11 protein-coding genes, 1 tRNA gene and 1 pseudogene (1 of these 13 cut by a window edge) are annotated in these 15594 nt (G+C 58.3%); 8 read left to right on the top strand and 5 right to left on the bottom strand.

Going from position 1 to position 15594, the window contains the following annotated elements; genetic code table 11:
- Both GEI7407_RS01820 and GEI7407_RS01815 read left to right on the top strand, forming a co-directional pair.
- Nucleotides 1-1691, top strand: the 3' portion of a protein-coding gene (locus GEI7407_RS01820; protein ID WP_223294467.1) for a ComEC/Rec2 family competence protein. 610 nt of this gene lie to the left of the window's left edge; the window shows 1691 of its 2301 coding nt (coding positions 611-2301); its start codon lies beyond the left edge, outside the window; its stop codon occupies nt 1689-1691.
- A 130-nt stretch (nt 1692-1821) separates the two neighbouring features.
- Nucleotides 1822-1908: transfer RNA gene (locus GEI7407_RS01815), tRNA-Ser, on the top strand.
- 107 nt (nt 1909-2015) lie between these two features.
- Here the strand turns inward: GEI7407_RS01815 and GEI7407_RS01810 are convergent.
- Nucleotides 2016-3158, bottom strand: a complete 1143-nt coding sequence (locus tag GEI7407_RS01810; RefSeq protein ID WP_015170420.1) for a Gfo/Idh/MocA family protein — start codon at nt 3156-3158, stop codon at nt 2016-2018.
- A 194-nt stretch (nt 3159-3352) separates the two neighbouring features.
- On the opposite strand from GEI7407_RS01810, the gene GEI7407_RS01805 reads away from it, so the two are divergent.
- The 5 genes from GEI7407_RS01805 to GEI7407_RS01785 all read left to right on the top strand — a co-directional run bounded on the left by GEI7407_RS01805 (nt 3353) and on the right by GEI7407_RS01785 (nt 8867).
- On the top strand, nt 3353-3802 hold the full coding sequence (locus GEI7407_RS01805) for a hypothetical protein (protein ID WP_015170419.1): 450 nt from the start codon (nt 3353-3355) through the stop codon (nt 3800-3802).
- A gap of 185 nt (nt 3803-3987) precedes the next feature.
- Nucleotides 3988-6627 carry a hypothetical protein gene (locus GEI7407_RS20875; RefSeq protein ID WP_150109706.1) on the top strand — a complete coding sequence of 880 codons (2640 nt, stop codon included), beginning with the start codon at nt 3988-3990 and terminating at the stop codon, nt 6625-6627.
- A gap of 247 nt (nt 6628-6874) precedes the next feature.
- Nucleotides 6875-7672 carry a hypothetical protein gene (locus GEI7407_RS01795; RefSeq protein ID WP_015170417.1) on the top strand — a complete coding sequence of 266 codons (798 nt, stop codon included), beginning with the start codon at nt 6875-6877 and terminating at the stop codon, nt 7670-7672.
- A gap of 9 nt (nt 7673-7681) precedes the next feature.
- Complete coding sequence (locus GEI7407_RS01790; protein WP_150109705.1) at nt 7682-8449, top strand: hypothetical protein; 768 nt, start codon at nt 7682-7684, stop codon at nt 8447-8449.
- A gap of 196 nt (nt 8450-8645) precedes the next feature.
- On the top strand, nt 8646-8867 hold the full coding sequence (locus GEI7407_RS01785) for a DUF4327 family protein (protein WP_041268601.1): 222 nt from the start codon (nt 8646-8648) through the stop codon (nt 8865-8867).
- Between the two features lie 276 nt (nt 8868-9143).
- Here GEI7407_RS01785 and GEI7407_RS01775 read toward each other — a convergent pair whose 3' ends face one another.
- Nucleotides 9144-10436 carry an FHA domain-containing serine/threonine-protein kinase gene (locus tag GEI7407_RS01775; protein ID WP_015170414.1) on the bottom strand — a complete coding sequence of 431 codons (1293 nt, stop codon included), beginning with the start codon at nt 10434-10436 and terminating at the stop codon, nt 9144-9146.
- Between the two features lie 232 nt (nt 10437-10668).
- Between GEI7407_RS01775 and GEI7407_RS01770 the strand changes: the two are divergent.
- Nucleotides 10669-11215, top strand: a pseudogene (locus GEI7407_RS01770) (RNA-guided endonuclease InsQ/TnpB family protein); the annotation flags it as partial.
- Between the two features lie 7 nt (nt 11216-11222).
- Here the strand turns inward: GEI7407_RS01770 and GEI7407_RS01765 are convergent.
- The 3 genes from GEI7407_RS01765 to GEI7407_RS01755 form a co-directional block, all read right to left on the bottom strand.
- Entirely contained in the window at nt 11223-13262 is a 2040-nt protein-coding gene (locus GEI7407_RS01765; protein WP_015170413.1) for a serine/threonine phosphatase, read from the bottom strand.
- A 143-nt stretch (nt 13263-13405) separates the two neighbouring features.
- Nucleotides 13406-14638 carry an RNA-guided endonuclease TnpB family protein gene (locus GEI7407_RS01760; protein ID WP_015170412.1) on the bottom strand — a complete coding sequence of 411 codons (1233 nt, stop codon included), beginning with the start codon at nt 14636-14638 and terminating at the stop codon, nt 13406-13408.
- Between the two features lie 291 nt (nt 14639-14929).
- The gene (locus GEI7407_RS01755) at nt 14930-15553 is read right to left on the bottom strand and encodes an FHA domain-containing protein (RefSeq protein ID WP_015170411.1); all 624 of its coding nucleotides are present in this window, start codon (nt 15551-15553) and stop codon (nt 14930-14932) included.
- Nucleotides 15554-15594: the final 41 nt, after the last annotated feature.

Below are 15594 nucleotides of genomic sequence, written 5' to 3'. Positions count from 1 at the left end.
GTCGCCAAATCACGCTGCCTAAAGAGACCCCTGAGCGCTCTTGGGGCTGGTGGAAGATTCGCCAGCGCATTGTGCGCTCTCAGGTGCAGTGGCTCAGCAGCCCCGAGGGGCCACTGGTGAGTTCTATGGTTTTGGGTAGTCGGGCAGTGGATTTGCCGTACGACATTCGGGACCAGTTTGCGAAGGTGGGATTGGCCCACGTGCTGGCAGCTTCTGGCTTTCAGGTGTCTTTGCTGCTGGGCTGGGTGCTGATTTTGACGCGGCGGCTCAGGCCCAGGGTGCAGTTCGTCGCGGGTGCAGCAATGTTGTTGGCCTATGTGGGGCTGACCGGCATCCAGCCGTCGGTGGCTCGCGCGGCGCTCATGGGCGCTGGAGCTTTGGTGGCGCTGGTTTTGGGACGCAAAACCAAATCTTTGGGAACGCTGCTGATGGCGGCGACGGTGCTGCTGCTGTTCCAGCCGATTTGGGTGTGGGATCTGGGTTTTCAGCTGAGCTTCTTGGCGACGCTGGGGCTGCTGGTGACGGTGCCGCCTTTGGTGAAGCGACTGGATTGGCTGCCGCCCGCGATCGCCTCGATTTTGGCAGTGCCGGTCGCAGCCTATATTTGGACGATTCCGCTGCAGCTGTACGAATTTGGGGTGGTTTCGCCCTATAGCGTGCTGGTGAATGTGCTGGTCAGCCCGCTGGTGGCGGTGGTGAGCACGGTGGGCATTGTGAGTGCGGCGGTGGCGTTGGCGATTCCGGCAGCGGGAGGCGCGATCGCCGGCCTCACCCATTACCCGATTCAGTGGCTGCTGGGGCTGGTGAAATTTTTTGGGGAGATGCCAGGGTCTGCCTGGGCAACGGGACAAATTGGGCTGGTGCAGCTAGCGCTTTTGTACGGCCTGATTGGCGTAGTGTGGCTGTGGCCCTGGTGGCGCAAGCGATGGGCTTTGGCTGCGATCGCGGCGATCGCGGCAGTTTTTATTCCCATCTGGCAGCTTCAGCAGCAGCTGGTCCAGGTGACGGTGCTGGCCTCAGGGCGATATCCGGTGATGGTGATTCAAGATCAAGGCAAAGTGGCCCTGATCAATAGCGGGGATGACGACACGGCGCGCTTTACGGTGTTGCCCTTTTTGCAGCAAAACGGCATTAATCAGATCGACTGGGCGATCGCCACTGATCCTCAGGCCATGGGCGAAGGCTGGAGCCAGGTCAATCAGTTTGTGGCGATCAAGCAGCTCTACAGCGGCGCTAAACCCGCAGCACCCTCGTCTCCAAGCTCCGGAACTCTCGCAAACGTTCGGGTTGTGACGCCCGGCAGCAACATTCAAATGAACTCCGCTACGATGCAGCTACTCCAGGCCAGCCCTACGGTGTGGCAGCTGCGGTTCGCGGATCGGCGGTGGCTCCTGCTGGGAGATTTGCGCCAGACCGAGCAGGCGCGCATCTTGGAGCAGGGCCGATCTGCGACACCAGTGGAAGTGTTGTGGTGGTCTGGGCGCGAACTGGCGCCTAGCTTGCTCACGCAGCTGCGCCCGAAGCTGGCGATCGCCTCTAGCAATGTGCTCTCGGACTACACGATCGCCCAGCTCCAAAACAGCAATATTCCGTTCTTTTGGACGGGACGAGACGGTGCGCTGCAATGGACGCCCCAGGCCGGTTTTGCGGGCCGCGCCGAGAGCGACAGCGTCGAGGCGTCTGCGCTTTAAAACCAAAAACAGTTTGCCGCAGGGACTTGGTGAAACTCCCCAGGGGCGTTACAATGGCGATCGCTTCCTGTCGTAGGAAGCCGGTTGCCTCTATGTGAGACAGCCCAACTGAAGAGCGGAGCCTCCTGTTGGAGAGGTGGCAGAGTGGTTGAATGCGGCGGTCTCGAAAACCGCTTCAGGTGCAAGCCTGACGAGGGTTCGAATCCCTCCCTCTCCGTTCTCAAAGATTTAATAGACCTTGGAAGTCTGGAAGCCTCGGCTTTCAGGTGTTTTTGGCGATCGCGCTTTTCGGGGCGATCGCCATACTCCTCAGGTTCCATCCCCTCAAGATCGAGCGTCTTCCAAAGGCACCTCGACCCAAACGCCGCGCCGGTGGGACTCATGGACCAAGTCCATGATCAGCTGGGAATAGAGTCCCTCTTGGAGCGTGGGCGCGACCGGCTGCCCTTGGTCCATGCTCTGAACCCAGCGATCGAGAATGCGCACAAAGGGCGCAATGCGCCCATCGGGATAGGTCGTCTCAAAGGCGATCGCCGCCGGAATTTCGACCTCCGTCAAAGGCTCTCCCGCAGCGGCCTGCCACAGGCGGAAGCCATGGACATAGTCTTTTTGGTTATCGCTGCCCAAGATCAGCGTGCCGCGATCGCCATACACCTCCACCCAGTGACCGCGCCCCTGATAGGTCACCGAGCTCAAAGACACCTGGCAGGGCGTACCGTCCAGCAGTTCCAGGGACAGCGCACAGGTATCATCCGCGTCCACCGCCTTCATTTCTCCAGACACCGGATCCGGGCGCGCCGGAATCGCCGTGTACAGCCGCCCCGACAAGCGCCGAATCGGCCCAAACAGCCAGCGCACATAGTCAAACACGTGGGAGCCCGTCGCCCCCAACATGCCACCGCCCTGGTCTTGGCGAGAATACCAGTTCCAGGGTCGCTGGGCATCGGCGCGTCCCGGCACCAGCCAGTCAATCTTGATCAGGCGCGGGGTACCGACGACTCCCGCTTGGAGCAGAGCATGAAAATGCTGCCACGCCGGCACGCACCGAAACTCAAAATCCAGCGCAGTCGCTAGGCCCTTTTTTTGCGCCAAATCCCGCAGCCAGCGAGCCTCTTCGGCCCGCAGGGTGGTGGGCTTTTCGAGCAGCAGATGCTTGCCCGCCTCTAGGACGGTGCGGGCCATCTCGTAGTGCAAAAACGGCGGCGTGGAAATGCACACGCCCATCACCTCCGGCAACGCCACAATTTCATCGAGGCGATCGCTGGCGTAGGGAATCTCATATTTAGACGCGATCGCCTTCGCCTTGGCCAAATCGCGATGATAAATTGCCACCGGCTGCGTCCTCGGATGAGCCTGTAATCCAGGAATGTGAACTTTTTCACCAAAGCCTGTCCCGACCACTGCGACGCCGATAGACTGGCTAGTGACAATCGGTTCCGGGGTTGATTCCTGCGACAAAAACGCCATGAATTCCAGACTCCTATGGGCAACGGAGTGACATTTCGGTAACCATCCTACCGCTGAGCAGTCTCGAGTCGCAGTGAGATCGCATGAGATTCGCCGGTTGCTTTGAGAAGCAATATTTCAGACAGTCACGCTGATGCTAGTCGCGGGGCAATCCGTGGGAATACTGGTCTGAAGATAGGGAGAATTTTTTAGATATGGCAGCTAGCGACGATTTTAAGCAGCAAATTCGAGACGGCAATCTCTCCGACGCTCTCAAACTGGCTCTTAGCGAAGCGATTCATCTTGAAATTACCACCTGGGTTTCGAGCCCCGAACAGGGCGATCGCGCCGCGATGCCTGGCTCCCGCATGCGGACCCGCATTAACGTCGTAGATGGCGACATCGAAAATGAAATTGGCAGTCAGTTTTTAGAGCAGGGTCCCTATCAAGAACTCCGCGACTTTCATCTCGGTTGGGTTCAAGAAAGTCGCGCAATTTTGCAAGAAAATCTAGAAAGCTTACAGGAAATTTTTGGCACCCTGACCTATTCGCTTCAGCAGCTACAGCGGGCCGAAGAGAATCGGCCGCTGCTAGAGCCTCAAGCTCAAAATGGCGCTTTGCCAGCAACCCCGATCGCTGACCCCATCAATGGATGGAATAGCTAGTTGAGAGGTTTGATGAACCTTTCAGGGATTTATTTTTGAGCGCGGGGCGCTTTATCTACTGACTCAACCGAGGGATCGTCATGGCGAAAAGCGACGACTTCAAACAAGAATTAAGATCTGGCAATCTAAGCGATGCAATTAAGATTGCTTTTGGGGAAGCGATCGAATTAGAAATTACGACCTGGGTGGCAACCAGCGAGCAAATGGGGCTGGCGCCGGAAGAGAGCGGCCAAGCACGGCCCGGTCACCGGATGCGCACCCGCATCAATTTGGTGGATGGCGATATTGAAAATGAGGTCGGGAGTCAGTTTTTGGGCAACAGCCGGTATGCGGCGCTCAAGAATTTTCACCTAAATCAGGTGCAGGAAGGCCGAGAGATTATTCGCCAAAATTTGGCGAGTCTGCGCACGCTGTTTGGCATGCTGGTCGAGATGGCCCAGCCAGATTTTGATGCAGCGGTTTGGCGCGATCGCCTGGAGAGTCGCGATCGCCCCCGACGACCGATGCCTCAGTTTGGGACCAGTCCCTCGCCCAACCTCCCTGAAATTCCAGGTGGGGCACCCTTGCAGACACCTTGGCAGCCAGAGGCCATCGTTCAAGCGGCCACCCCTGCCAGCCCGACGCTCAGCCCCCTGAGTCCCGAACCACCCAGGATTATTGACGACTTTGATCCCAGTCTGTTTGAGACAGCGCAGCTCGAAGGCCCGCCGGTGACGTCCCTGGACGCGGCGGATCTAGAGGCAGGCGGCTGGACAACCGAGGCGATCGCGGCGGCAGCGATCGGCGGCGCTGGGGTCGCGCTGGGGGCAGAGGTCCTCGGCGACGCCATTCTGTCTCCTCCTGACGCGGCCAGCAGCAACGGGAACGCGCTGGAGCCCTTCGAAGGCGATCGCGCGCCCGAAGCCTCCGCCGATCTACTCGGAGACCTAGATTTAGCAGACGAGGCCCTTGAGGAAACCGCTGCACCAGCGGCTCTGTGGGATAACCAGATTCCCGCCGACGAAGGCCTGCCCGCCGAAAGCTTCTTGTCAGAGCTCGAGCTGCCCGCACCCGAAGAGGCCCCAGGCAGCACAGAGCAGACTGGCGAAGCGCCCGACCTCCTGCTGGGCGATCTCGCAGAAGAAGCCCCCCTGGACTTCGAGGAGCCCGATCTGAGCTGGGACGAGGCAGCCCAGCCCGAGGGGTCTGCGGCTGGCCTCGCAGCAGAACTATCGGCCCCTGACCTCGCAGCAGAATTCGCAGATATCAAGCTTGAAGAAGCAGAACTCGAAGAACCGGGCCTCGAAGAAGCAGAGCTTGAAGGGCTAGACCTTCCAGACCTCGACCCCTTTGCCAGCGCCGAGGTCTTAGAGGAAGAACCTCTGAGCGAGGGCGCCGAGGAGCCCTTTGCGGGCCTCGAAGACTTTTATTCTCTCGAGGAGCCTGAGGACGCGGAGCCAGTTCCAGCGATCGACGCGATCGAAGAACTCGAGGAGGAAGAGGTCTCCGAAGACAGCGTCATGGCTGACCTCAGCGCCATTGGGAGCCCGGCTCCGGCCGCCATCGGCGACCCGTGGAGCAGCGACGAAGACGAAGCCTTCGATGAGCTGCAAGAAGAAGAAGTCTCCGACGCTGACATCATGGCATCCCTAGAAGCCATAGGAGCCGAAGAAGAAACTGTGCCGTCCTTCTCGGATTCAGAGAGCGCCTCGGTGCCGCAGAGGTTTGTTGAGGAAGAGCTAGAAGATCCCTGGAGCAACCTGGACTCAACGGCCAGCGCCGCAAACGAAGAGGCCAACTTAGGGGATGCCGATTTGGCGACTTCTCTGTGGGAAGAGCCCGAAATGCCAGAAACCAGCTATCCCCCAGTGCCGGAGGCCTACGAGCAGCTCAATGGCGACGAAACGGCCATCTTGGACAACATTTTTGGGGATGTTCCGCTGACGACCGAGGAAAGCGGCGAGACAGGGGAGGCTGAGGAAGGGAGCGATCGCGACTTCGAGCCAGACGCGCTGTTTACCGACACGCTGCCCGAGTTCTCAGCCCCTGCCCTAGAGCTGTCAGAGCCGGTGGAGACACTGCCATCCGATACGCCGGACTTTTTCGCAGATCTCAACACTAGTTCTGCCGAAGATTTGGGAATGCCCGAGTCAGCAGCCCCTGAGAGCCTCGACGAAAGCTTCTCACAGAGCCTCGACGAAGCTGCAATCGAGGACTTCGCCCAGCAGGCGTCTGACGAAAACGTCCTAGATGAGGAGGTTTTTGACGCCGCAGCGTTTGACGAGAGTGCTTTTGACGCCAGCGTCTTTGGGGACGATGCCTTTGGCGAATCAGACGCAGCTCCAGAGCTAGAGTCTCTAGAGGATCTCGACCTAGGCATGCCAACGGCAGCGCCTGAGTTTGACCGTGATGAGATGGCCTTTGAGGGGCTCGAAGATCTCGATCTGGAAACGCCAGCGACAGCGCCCTCTGATCTGATCGGCTTCGAGGAAGACGAGATGGCCTTTGAGGGGCTCGAAGATCTCGATCTGGAAACGCCAGCATCAGCGCCTCCTGAGTTGGGGAGTCCCGATGAAGATGAGGCGATCGCCGCTCTATTTGACGAGAACCTGATGGCCGATGCAGCTCCCGCAGAAGACCGGGCGATCGGCGAGGATCTCGATCCGCTGGCATCGCTGTTTGCCAACGACACCGGATCGGAGGACGCAGACAATGCGCTCCTTGACTGGGGCAACACCGAGAGTCTAGAAAGCGACCCCTTCGCCGACAATGATCCCTTTGCCGAGGAAGAGGACCCCTTCGCCGACTTTACGCCCATTGAGCCTGACCCACCCTCCAATCCGTAGGGTTGGTTTTCTTCGGTTGGATAGCGCTTTGAGCACAGTCTGAGAGGGCCTGCAAGGCTTTTTATGTTGGGGCGATCGCCGTTTTTTGGGCGACTGCAATTCCCAAATTGAGCCTTTGCAGGCCTTTGCTTTCTCAAATCTTTAACCTGCGCTGCACAGCGGCAAAAATTGCTGTACACTCCCATCAACCCATTGGCAGCGCGCACCCTCGCGCGATCGCCCCCAGGCCGCCAGGAGAAACAGAGCCGTGACCAACCGTCGTCCCAACAGCCGTTCTACCAGTCGCCCCGCCCAAAAACCCGTTGGCACCCGGCCCGCGACGCCTGTCGAGCCACCGGGCAAGCAGCCAGAAGACCGCCTGCGCCAGTTTCTGACTTCCCTCGGCGACGTCCTCAAAGACTTCACCGCCCTAGAAGTCAACACCATGGTGGTTTCTCAAATCACTGGCAACAAATTCAATCCCTTTGAGGCTTACCGGCACCTCTACTTCCTGCAAGAGTCGTTCTTCGAAGAGAGCCAAGTCCCCGAAGAGCTGCGCCAGCGCTATCGATCGCTGCACGAGAAACTGGTGATTGAGTACACCTCGTGGGTCAGCCACGGCCAGAGCCAGACTCTCCCCAATCCAGACGACCCGCGCGACGCCGAGCAGCTCGAAGCGGCATTTTATAATGCCCAGTTTTTGCGCTCTCTGCGGAAGCTCAAAGAGCTCAAAGCTGTTATTGATTTGCAATTCCAGGAATATCAGGCGACGCCGAATTCCCGCGCCAAGTCTCTTTTTACGGTTGACTTTGAGGATGAGCTGGCCAAAAACGACATGATTTATGCGCAGACGGTCATCCAGCTCGATGGCGACGTGATCAATCGCTATCACGAAAAGGTCTTTGACCACGAGCACCGGGACGTGATTTTGCAGATCCACAACGAAGGGGTCATGGCCGGCGAAAAGCAGTGGCGCGGTCTGCTCGGCTTCATGGTGGACCTGCTCCACAACTTGGTGGGCGGTGGACGACGAGCCACCGAAAAGCGACTGCCCTGGAACTCCTAGGGGCCGCTTATGGTTGCCGACGCGCCGACTGCTGCTGACGACCTTGCCCCCGCTAGCCCGCTAAGCCTGATTGCAGCCTGCATCCGGTGTGAGGAGGGGCAGTTTATGTTTGATCTAGATGCCGAAGCGGTGGCGCGCATCCAGAACGCGATCGCCCAGCAGGAGACGCTGCTACTCTCGCGAGAGCGCATTGCCCAGCTTCGACAGAGCGCGATCTGGGACGATCGCGATCGCCAGTTTTTGCAGTCGGGGCTGACATTTTGCACCTGCTACCCCGTCCAGCGGCGATCGCAGGCGACCCGTGGCTGCCCACCGACGGCCGCCGGACTCCCCCGCACCATCGTCCTGCGCACCGTCCTCAGCCTCGACGGCGACATCTTGAACCAGGTTCGCAGCGACTATTTGGCCCATCCGGACTGCTGCGCGATCGCCACCGCCCACTATTGGCTGGTCGCTCAGCTCACCGATCAGCTCGACATCAGCCTCAGCCAGTACCTCGAAAGCCGCGTCGGCAGGCCGCTGCGGCTGCTGCCCTGGACTCCCGTCGTCTACAGCGTCTTGCACCAAGGCCAGCTGTTCACCCTGGAGGCGTTTGGGGCCTGGGCGTCCCAGGCGTTTCTGGAGCTGGGATTTTCGTGGGTACTCCAAGTCGGCTTGCAGTGGCTGATCACCGGTCTCCTCAGCCTCGCTGGCTACCTTGCCCTTCGCCAGACCCTTTCGCCCAGCCCCGCTCTTCGTAAAATTGCGAGTCAACTATTAGGGCGATTTATCCCCTAAGGGTTAGAAAATTTAACCTCCAAATCTAACCTAATAACTAGCGCTAAAGATGATTTTTTGAGAACTTTGTGCTAACGTTAGAGACTGGAATAGGATGCTCCATGCAGTGCTGAAATCTACGAAGTGCAGCAGTAGTGAGAGCAAAAGTCTACCGACTTCAAAGCATTTGAAAAACCTAATTATGGCTAGAGGTGAGATGAACCAGCAGGTTATTCACCCGATGGTGAAGTTTCAGCGTCAAGTACGCTCACTTGTTGAGTCTAAAATTGTTCGGCCCTCCGACAGCATCTGGAAAATTGCCCTTCTCTACGGCGATGAATGGTCCTACTGGAAGCGCGAATTAGAAGAGTTTGAGTTTTCTATGCAAGATCCCATCAGCGACCTCCTAGCAGTTGAAAGCTGGGAAGAAGAAGAGTAGTTGTCGATCTTCCTTCTGATAATCAATCTCTGCAATTGTTGGATTCTGATTTGACATAAAAGACCAGGCGAAAATCTTTTTTAATCAATTCCCTAATCGCTGCGAGAAATTCGCCAATTTTCAGCTTTGAGACTTTGGAAAAAAGGATCTTTTGTTCGATCGTTTGTTTATTTGCGTCTTGAGCACTTTTGAAAAGAGCCAAGGCGCGATCGCCCCAGGGACTGGCAACAGTTTTTGGGGCTTTTTGATGCCGAAACTTGGGCCCGTTTGCAAAACCTAGCCGCTCTCCCGACAGGCTTGCAGCGCACCAATGGCTTCGCGGGCGGTTTGGTAGCGCTGTCGGGGGTCGGGCTCCGTCAGGCGCATTAGGATCGACTGGAGCTGGGGCGAGAACCCAGGGATTTCCTCGGCCCGTAGTCGATAGCCGGTGCCTTCGTCGCGGCAAAAAGTGCGCGGCGACTTGCCCGTGAGCAAGAAAACCAGGGTGGTGCCCAGCGCATAGAGATCCGACTGGGTGCGGGGTTTGCCCTGGGTCTGCTCGGGGGCGCTGTAGTGCTCGGCTCCGATGCGGGTGGCCCAGGGCGTTCCGCTCTCTTTGACGGCGCCAAAGTCCAGCAAGAAAATGCGGCGATCGCGGTGACGCAGCATCAAGTTAGCGGGCTTGATATCCCGATGAATCACCGGCGGATTGAGGCAATGCAGATAGTCCAAAATCCAGCCCACCTGCACGATCCAGTCGAGGGCTAGGGGCAGGCTGACAGGCCCGTGGCGCTGGATCCACGTGTCCAAGTCCTGGCCCGGAATCAGCTCCATGGTCAGATACTGGCGATCGCCCTCGGCAAAAAACTCGAAGAACTGGGGAATACCGGGGTGGCGCAGGGTTTGCAGGACGCGAGCTTCCCGCTCAAACAGCTCTCGCGCTTTCGTCAGGCGGACCATATCCGCGTTCATTTCCTTGAGGACCACCAGAGCCTCGGTGGGGTTGTGCATCGCCGCGATCGCCCGGCGCTCGTCCCAGGCCAGATAGGTCGTCCCCATGCCGCCCTGCCCCAAGATACGCAAAATTTGGTAGTGGCGCAGGCGCATCAACGGGGCCACCGGGTAGCCGCAGTGAATGCAAAATGTGTTGCCGGGTGGATTGCCGCTGTGACGACAGGCGGAGGGGGCGATCGCCTCCCGGGCGAGCCCCCGAGAGTCTGCCCTCGGGCGGCGGGACGGCGATCGCTTCATTTCGAGCTGAAACTGCAGCAGTGGGCCATTGTGGGCCAGCTGAATCAGGGCACCATCGCGCACCGGCCCGCCGCAGGTCAGCAAGCCATTGAGAAATGTGCCGTTGCGGCCAGTACTGATCAGCTGCCACGGCTGATTGGGCTCCGGGGGCGATCGCAGCTCCAGATGATGGCGAGAAATCAGGGAATGGGAAATCACCACATCGTTATCCGTCGCGCGGCCAACCCGAATGACCGGAGCATCTTCAAAACGCCACATCTGAAGTGGGCGACGCTCCGGCAAATCAATCAGCGTCAGCACCACTACACACGCAATTTCCGACGAAAGCAGCGATCGCACGTTCACCTATCCTGACTAAACGTTAGCTAATTCAGCCAGAAGCCTCACATCCATAATCTTCGATTTGGCGTGAGATGAAGGCACGTTCATGACGGGGTAGTCAGCGAACCATGTTTGATGCGAGAACCGACTAGCCCCGCCATGAACCATCTCTTTCGCTTCAGGTCGGAGAGTCTTGCTCCTCAATGTATCGCTTGAGAGTCGAGACCGTGACACCGCCACAAGATGCGATGAAAAGCGCCTGAAGCGATTGCAGCCCAGTCTTTCACGCAAAAACAAAGGCTCCAAGCGTCGGAAAAAGGCAATTAAGCGAGTTGCCAAAGCACACCTGAAGGTTGCGAATCAGCGCAAGGACTTTCACCACAAGGTCGCAAACAGGCTTTTATCCCAGGGAAAGCATGTCGCCCATGAAAAGCTGAACATTCGAGGCATTGCCAGGAGCAAACTGGCAAAGTTAACTTAGCAATGACGCGGGGTGAGGTCAGTTCCTGCAAACTCTGGCAATCAAGGCTGAAAGAGCCGGGTTGTTGACGGTTGCAGTGAACCCTAGCGATACGTCTCAGGACTGCTCTGGTTGCGGGGTCAAGGTGCCAAAAACACTTCAGGACAGAATCCATACCTGTCCTGAGTGCGGGTTGACGCTGGACCATGACCACAATGCAGCGATCAACATCAAGTCTTTGGCGGTAGGGCATTCCGTCAATAAAGCGCAGGAAACGCCCGATGGGTTACCAGGGGTCACTGAGAAGCCGACACCGGATACGTCAGTATCGGTGTAGGAGTATGTCACGTTCGCTGCATAGCTTCCAGATTGGGCCGCACCTTCAGGCGAATGGCCACCGCCGTAATATTGTCGTGGCCGTTATACCCGTTAGCAAAGTCCACCAGTTGGCTAATGCCCAGGTCCAAATTGGTTCGAGAACTCAGAAAGGGCTCCAGCTTCGAAACCCAGTGGTTTTCCAGCAAACTGTTGTCGCACAGCCCATCGGAGCACAGCAGCAAAATCGTATCCTCTGCTAAGTCAAAGAACTGCACATCCGGCTTGACGTAGCTGGAGTCCCGCGGCCCCAGGGCCTGGGTGAGCTGATAAGCGTCCGGACGACCGTAGGCCGCCTCCGGATCGACCCCCTGCAAAATCGCCTGCTGCCCCACCTCATGATCGAGGGTGACCTGCTCTAGGCCGCGCTTGCGGCTGAGGCGATAGAGGCGGCTGTCCCCCACATGGGCCACGGCCACCCGGTTGTCCTGGACCAGCACCAGCACCAAAGTGGTGCCCATGCGGCCGCTGCCCGAGCAATTGTTGGCCTGGTTAATGTCGTAGACCGCCTGGTTGGCGAGGTGGATCGCCTGGCGAATGCTGTCCTCATCGGGTAGAGGGCGACGCCAGTCTTCCCCCAGGCCTCCGCCACGGTTGGAGGCCTCGGAGGCCTGGGTCGGCAGCGACAGCCACTCGCGCTGGAAGTACTGGCGCAACACCTCCACAACCAGGGCGCTGGCGACTTCGCCGCCCGCATGGCCTCCCATGCCATCACAGAGAATGTAGAGCCCCTGGGCCCGCACCGTCTGACCGGAGGGGCTTTCGATTTTGTAAATCTGGCTTTGCATTCCGAAGTAGTCTTCGTTGTGCTGGCGATGTTGGCCGATGTCGGTGCGGCCGCTCTCCTCTAGGCCCACTAGGCGCATAGGCAGAACAACTGTCGGCATTTCATCAAAGCTGTCGTCCCCGGCGTCGAAGTCCAGCTCGGAGTCATCTGGGAAAGAGGCCACCGGGGTCAGGAGGGGCCGCGTCGCTTCGTCATCATCATCGTCGTCAACGGTCCAGTCAGCGGCGATCGCGGGCTGGAGTTCGGGCGGCAGGCCCAGATCTTCGGCGCAGGGGGCGGTCTCGGGGAGCACTTGCAGGCTTTGGGCGATCGCCGCCAAGCGCTCCTGCACCCCCTCCACCGTCAGCACCTCGCCCGCCACCATATCCTCGATCAGCAGCCCCAGCTCGCCGGGCTGGGTGCGCTGGGACAGGCTCAGCAGCGATCGCCACGCCTCCCCCAAGATCGCCAAGGGCAAAGCCTCGCTTCCCTCAGTCAAGATCAGCCGACGCAGACACAGCAGCTGATCTTCGTCTAGGCAGAGGTTTTCTGAATCGAGCAGACTCTGCTGGGCCTGCCAGGGCTCTAGCGCCGACCATAGGTGCGTCATTTCGTGGAGCCAAGAGAGCATTTGCAGCGGCGACGCCTGCTCCTCCTGCCACTGCTCGGCCACGCGCGGCCACTGGGAGCGATCTTCCAGGATCAAAACCGTCTGATCCGGCGATTGCCAGGCATCCTGGAGCATAGGCACCGCCAAGTTTCCCTCTTCTTGGAGGCCTAGGTAGGGATAGGCGATCGCCGGCAGGCGCGGGTCCAGGGTTTCTGCGCTCTCCAGGCCCTGGGCCAGCTTAAACATCACCTCAGCGGCCACCATGTCCAAGGGCGACAGCTCTAGGGGCCGCTGGTCGTGGACCCGAAACTCCAGCATCGTGGGGTCCTTGGATAGGGGTCCCGCCAAGATGTGATAGCGCTGCTGCTCATCCACGTAGAGGGGCGGCGCCTCCGGCGCTGTCAGGGCCGCCTGCCACTGGGCCCACTCCGCAGGCGGCTCAGTCCCCGTCGCCTCGGCGATCGCCCACCACAGCGTGCCCGTCATCGCGCCGCAGTTCGGGCAGCGGAGAGCCCCGAGGGCCACGGGCTGCTCACACTGGAAACAAGGCTTTTCGGTGAGAGATGCGCCGCATTTCTGGCAAAACTTGTGGTCGAGGGGGTTTTCAAACTGGCACTGGGCGCAGACAAGCATGGTGTAGCCTCTTCAAGGTTCGTTCAGAAGACGCAGCCACAGAGCACAGGGCTCGTTTGCTGAGGGCACACGGCCCCGGAGGAGTCCCGGCAGCGATCGCCCGTTGATTGGTCCAGGCGATCGCAACACACGGTGACATACTCCTACACCGATACTGACGCATACGGTGTCGGCTTCTCAGTGACCCCTGGTAACCCATCGGGCGTTTCCTGAGCTTTATTGACGGAATGCCCTACCGCCAAATACTTGATGTTGATCGCTGCATTGTGGTCACGGTCCAGCATCAACCCGCCCTCAGGACAGGTATGAATCCTGTCCTGAAGTATTTTAGGAACTTTGACCCCGCAGCCACAGCAGTTCTGAGACGTGCCGCTGGGATTCACTGCAACCGTAAGCAATCCAGCTCTTTCAGCCTTGATTGCCAGAATTTGCAGGAACTGGCCCCAGCCAGCATCGTGAGTTGACTTTGCGAGTCGCGTTCTCGCAATGCCTCGAATATTCAGCTTTTCATGGGCGACATGCTTCCCCTGGGATAAAAGCTTATTTGCGACCTTGTGGTGAAAGTCCTTGCGCTGATTTGAGACTTTCAGGTGCGCCTTGGCAACTCGTTTAACCGCCTTCTTCCGGCGATTGGACCCGTTTTTCTTGCGTGACAGTGAACGCTGCAACCGCTTCAGACGCTTTTCGGCTTTGCGGTAGTGCTGGGGGATGGGTTCTTCTCTCCCTGAGTCGTCTACGAAGAACGACTTCAAGCCCAAATCAATCCCCATCGTGTTCTCAAGACTGGGGGCCTCGGGAGTGAGGGTGGGAACTGATGAATCCTCTAGGCTCAGAGTCACATACCAGCCATCAACTTTGTAGCTGACGGTGGCGGTCTTGACCTTGAAGCCTTCCGGCAAAGGACGATGCTGAATCAGCTTTACCCAGCCAATTTTAGGTAGATTGATCCGATTACCTTGGATGCAGTCCTGTTTAATTTGGGGGAAAGTAAATGAGCGATATCGGTTTACTCCCTTAAATCGAGGCTTGCCGCTTCGCTTGCCGTTGCAGTCTCCTTTGAGCCAGCGGTCAAAGGTCTTCTTCACCCGGCCAATGCAGTCTTGCAGGACTTGAGCATAAATCTGCTTGTACTCCGGAAACAGAGCCTTGGAGTTCACTAGGTCTCGTTTTTGGGAGTAGAAATCAGGATTCTCTCGCAGCTCTGGCAGGCGGCAGATTAGCGGGCAATCGGTGACGTCGCAGCGATTTTGCTCGTACCAAGAGAACCGCTCACCGAGACGGTAGTTGTACTGTCTGCGCAAGAGTTCCAGCCATTCGCTCATCAAGGCGACTTGACTGGAGGTTGGACGCAATCGGTACTGGTGGGCGGTTCTCATTTGAGTATTTTACTGGGTGAGATTTTTCAGCATCCGCTCACCGAGCTGGAGAGTAGGACTTTCTGGCTTGAGGTGAAAGAGGGGGTTGATAGCGGGGCTGGTAGGCTCTCGCGTCAAACACAGTTCACCGACCGCCCTGCCATAAACGCGCCTTCGTCTCAAGCCAAATCAGAGATTATGGACGTGAGGCTTCTGGCTGAACTAGCTAAAACTAGCAAGCATTGCACCCATCGTGGCCCGAGGGTCAGGGTTAACCGCCTCGCTCCTTGGTATTATTTTTTACGCTTGAGCCTACGTCAGCTGGAAGAGAAAGCTCACCTTGTCGCCTTTGCCTAGGGCGATGCGATCGCCCGATCGGAGACGATGGCGATCGCCGACTGGCAGCAAGAAACTGTTGATATACGTTCCATTGGCGCTGCCGACATCCTCTATATAGTAGGCGTCTCCCTCTAGGCGAAGGTTCGCGTGAACGCGGGAGACAATATCAGAGTCTGCCAAACCGGATACATCGATATCCGGAGGAACGCGGTCATTGGGCTTTCCCAGATGAACGACAGATACACCGATCGGTAGCTCAATTGTAGTATTACTCTGGACGTGAAAAAGCCGCGCTTGGGATGTCTGGAGGCGGGTCTCGCTAGGCGATGGCCTTGGAGATACTGGGGGCGCTGCCGCGGGCGGCTCGGGGGTTGGCGCTGGCAAGGGCACGGCTGGAACCCCCATTTCCGTCTGTGCGTTTCCCGGATCGATCAGGCTGCGCAATCCATAGCCGCACTGACCGCAGAATTCCGCATCGGCCTCCACGATGGCACCGCAGTTGGGGCAGGTTTGGGCACCGGGCAGGGCAGTGTAGCAGGCCTCGCATTTGAGGACGCCATCGGGATTGGGGTGGGCGCAGTTGGGACAAATGATCATGAGCGGTGAAACTCCAACTCCCTACAAACAAGCTCTAGATT

This window comes from Geitlerinema sp. PCC 7407, from assembly GCF_000317045.1.
GTDB lineage: Bacteria > Cyanobacteriota > Cyanobacteriia > PCC-7407 > PCC-7407 > PCC-7407.
Note: the sequence above shows the minus strand (reverse complement) of the source record. Positions and strands in the feature narration are given on the sequence as shown.

Coding starts and splice junctions, on each gene's coding strand:
- GEI7407_RS01805 (WP_015170419.1), top strand. CDS start 3,353: ATGGCAGCTAGCGACGATTTTAAGCAGCAAATTCGAGACGGCAATCTC.
- GEI7407_RS01765 (WP_015170413.1), bottom strand. CDS start 13,262: ATGCTTGTCTGCGCCCAGTGCCAGTTTGAAAACCCCCTCGACCACAAG.
- GEI7407_RS01755 (WP_015170411.1), bottom strand. CDS start 15,553: ATGATCATTTGTCCCAACTGCGCCCACCCCAATCCCGATGGCGTCCTC.
- GEI7407_RS01785 (WP_041268601.1), top strand. CDS start 8,646: ATGAACCAGCAGGTTATTCACCCGATGGTGAAGTTTCAGCGTCAAGTA.
- GEI7407_RS01810 (WP_015170420.1), bottom strand. CDS start 3,158: ATGGCGTTTTTGTCGCAGGAATCAACCCCGGAACCGATTGTCACTAGC.
- GEI7407_RS01760 (WP_015170412.1), bottom strand. CDS start 14,638: ATGAGAACCGCCCACCAGTACCGATTGCGTCCAACCTCCAGTCAAGTC.
- GEI7407_RS01790 (WP_150109705.1), top strand. CDS start 7,682: ATGGTTGCCGACGCGCCGACTGCTGCTGACGACCTTGCCCCCGCTAGC.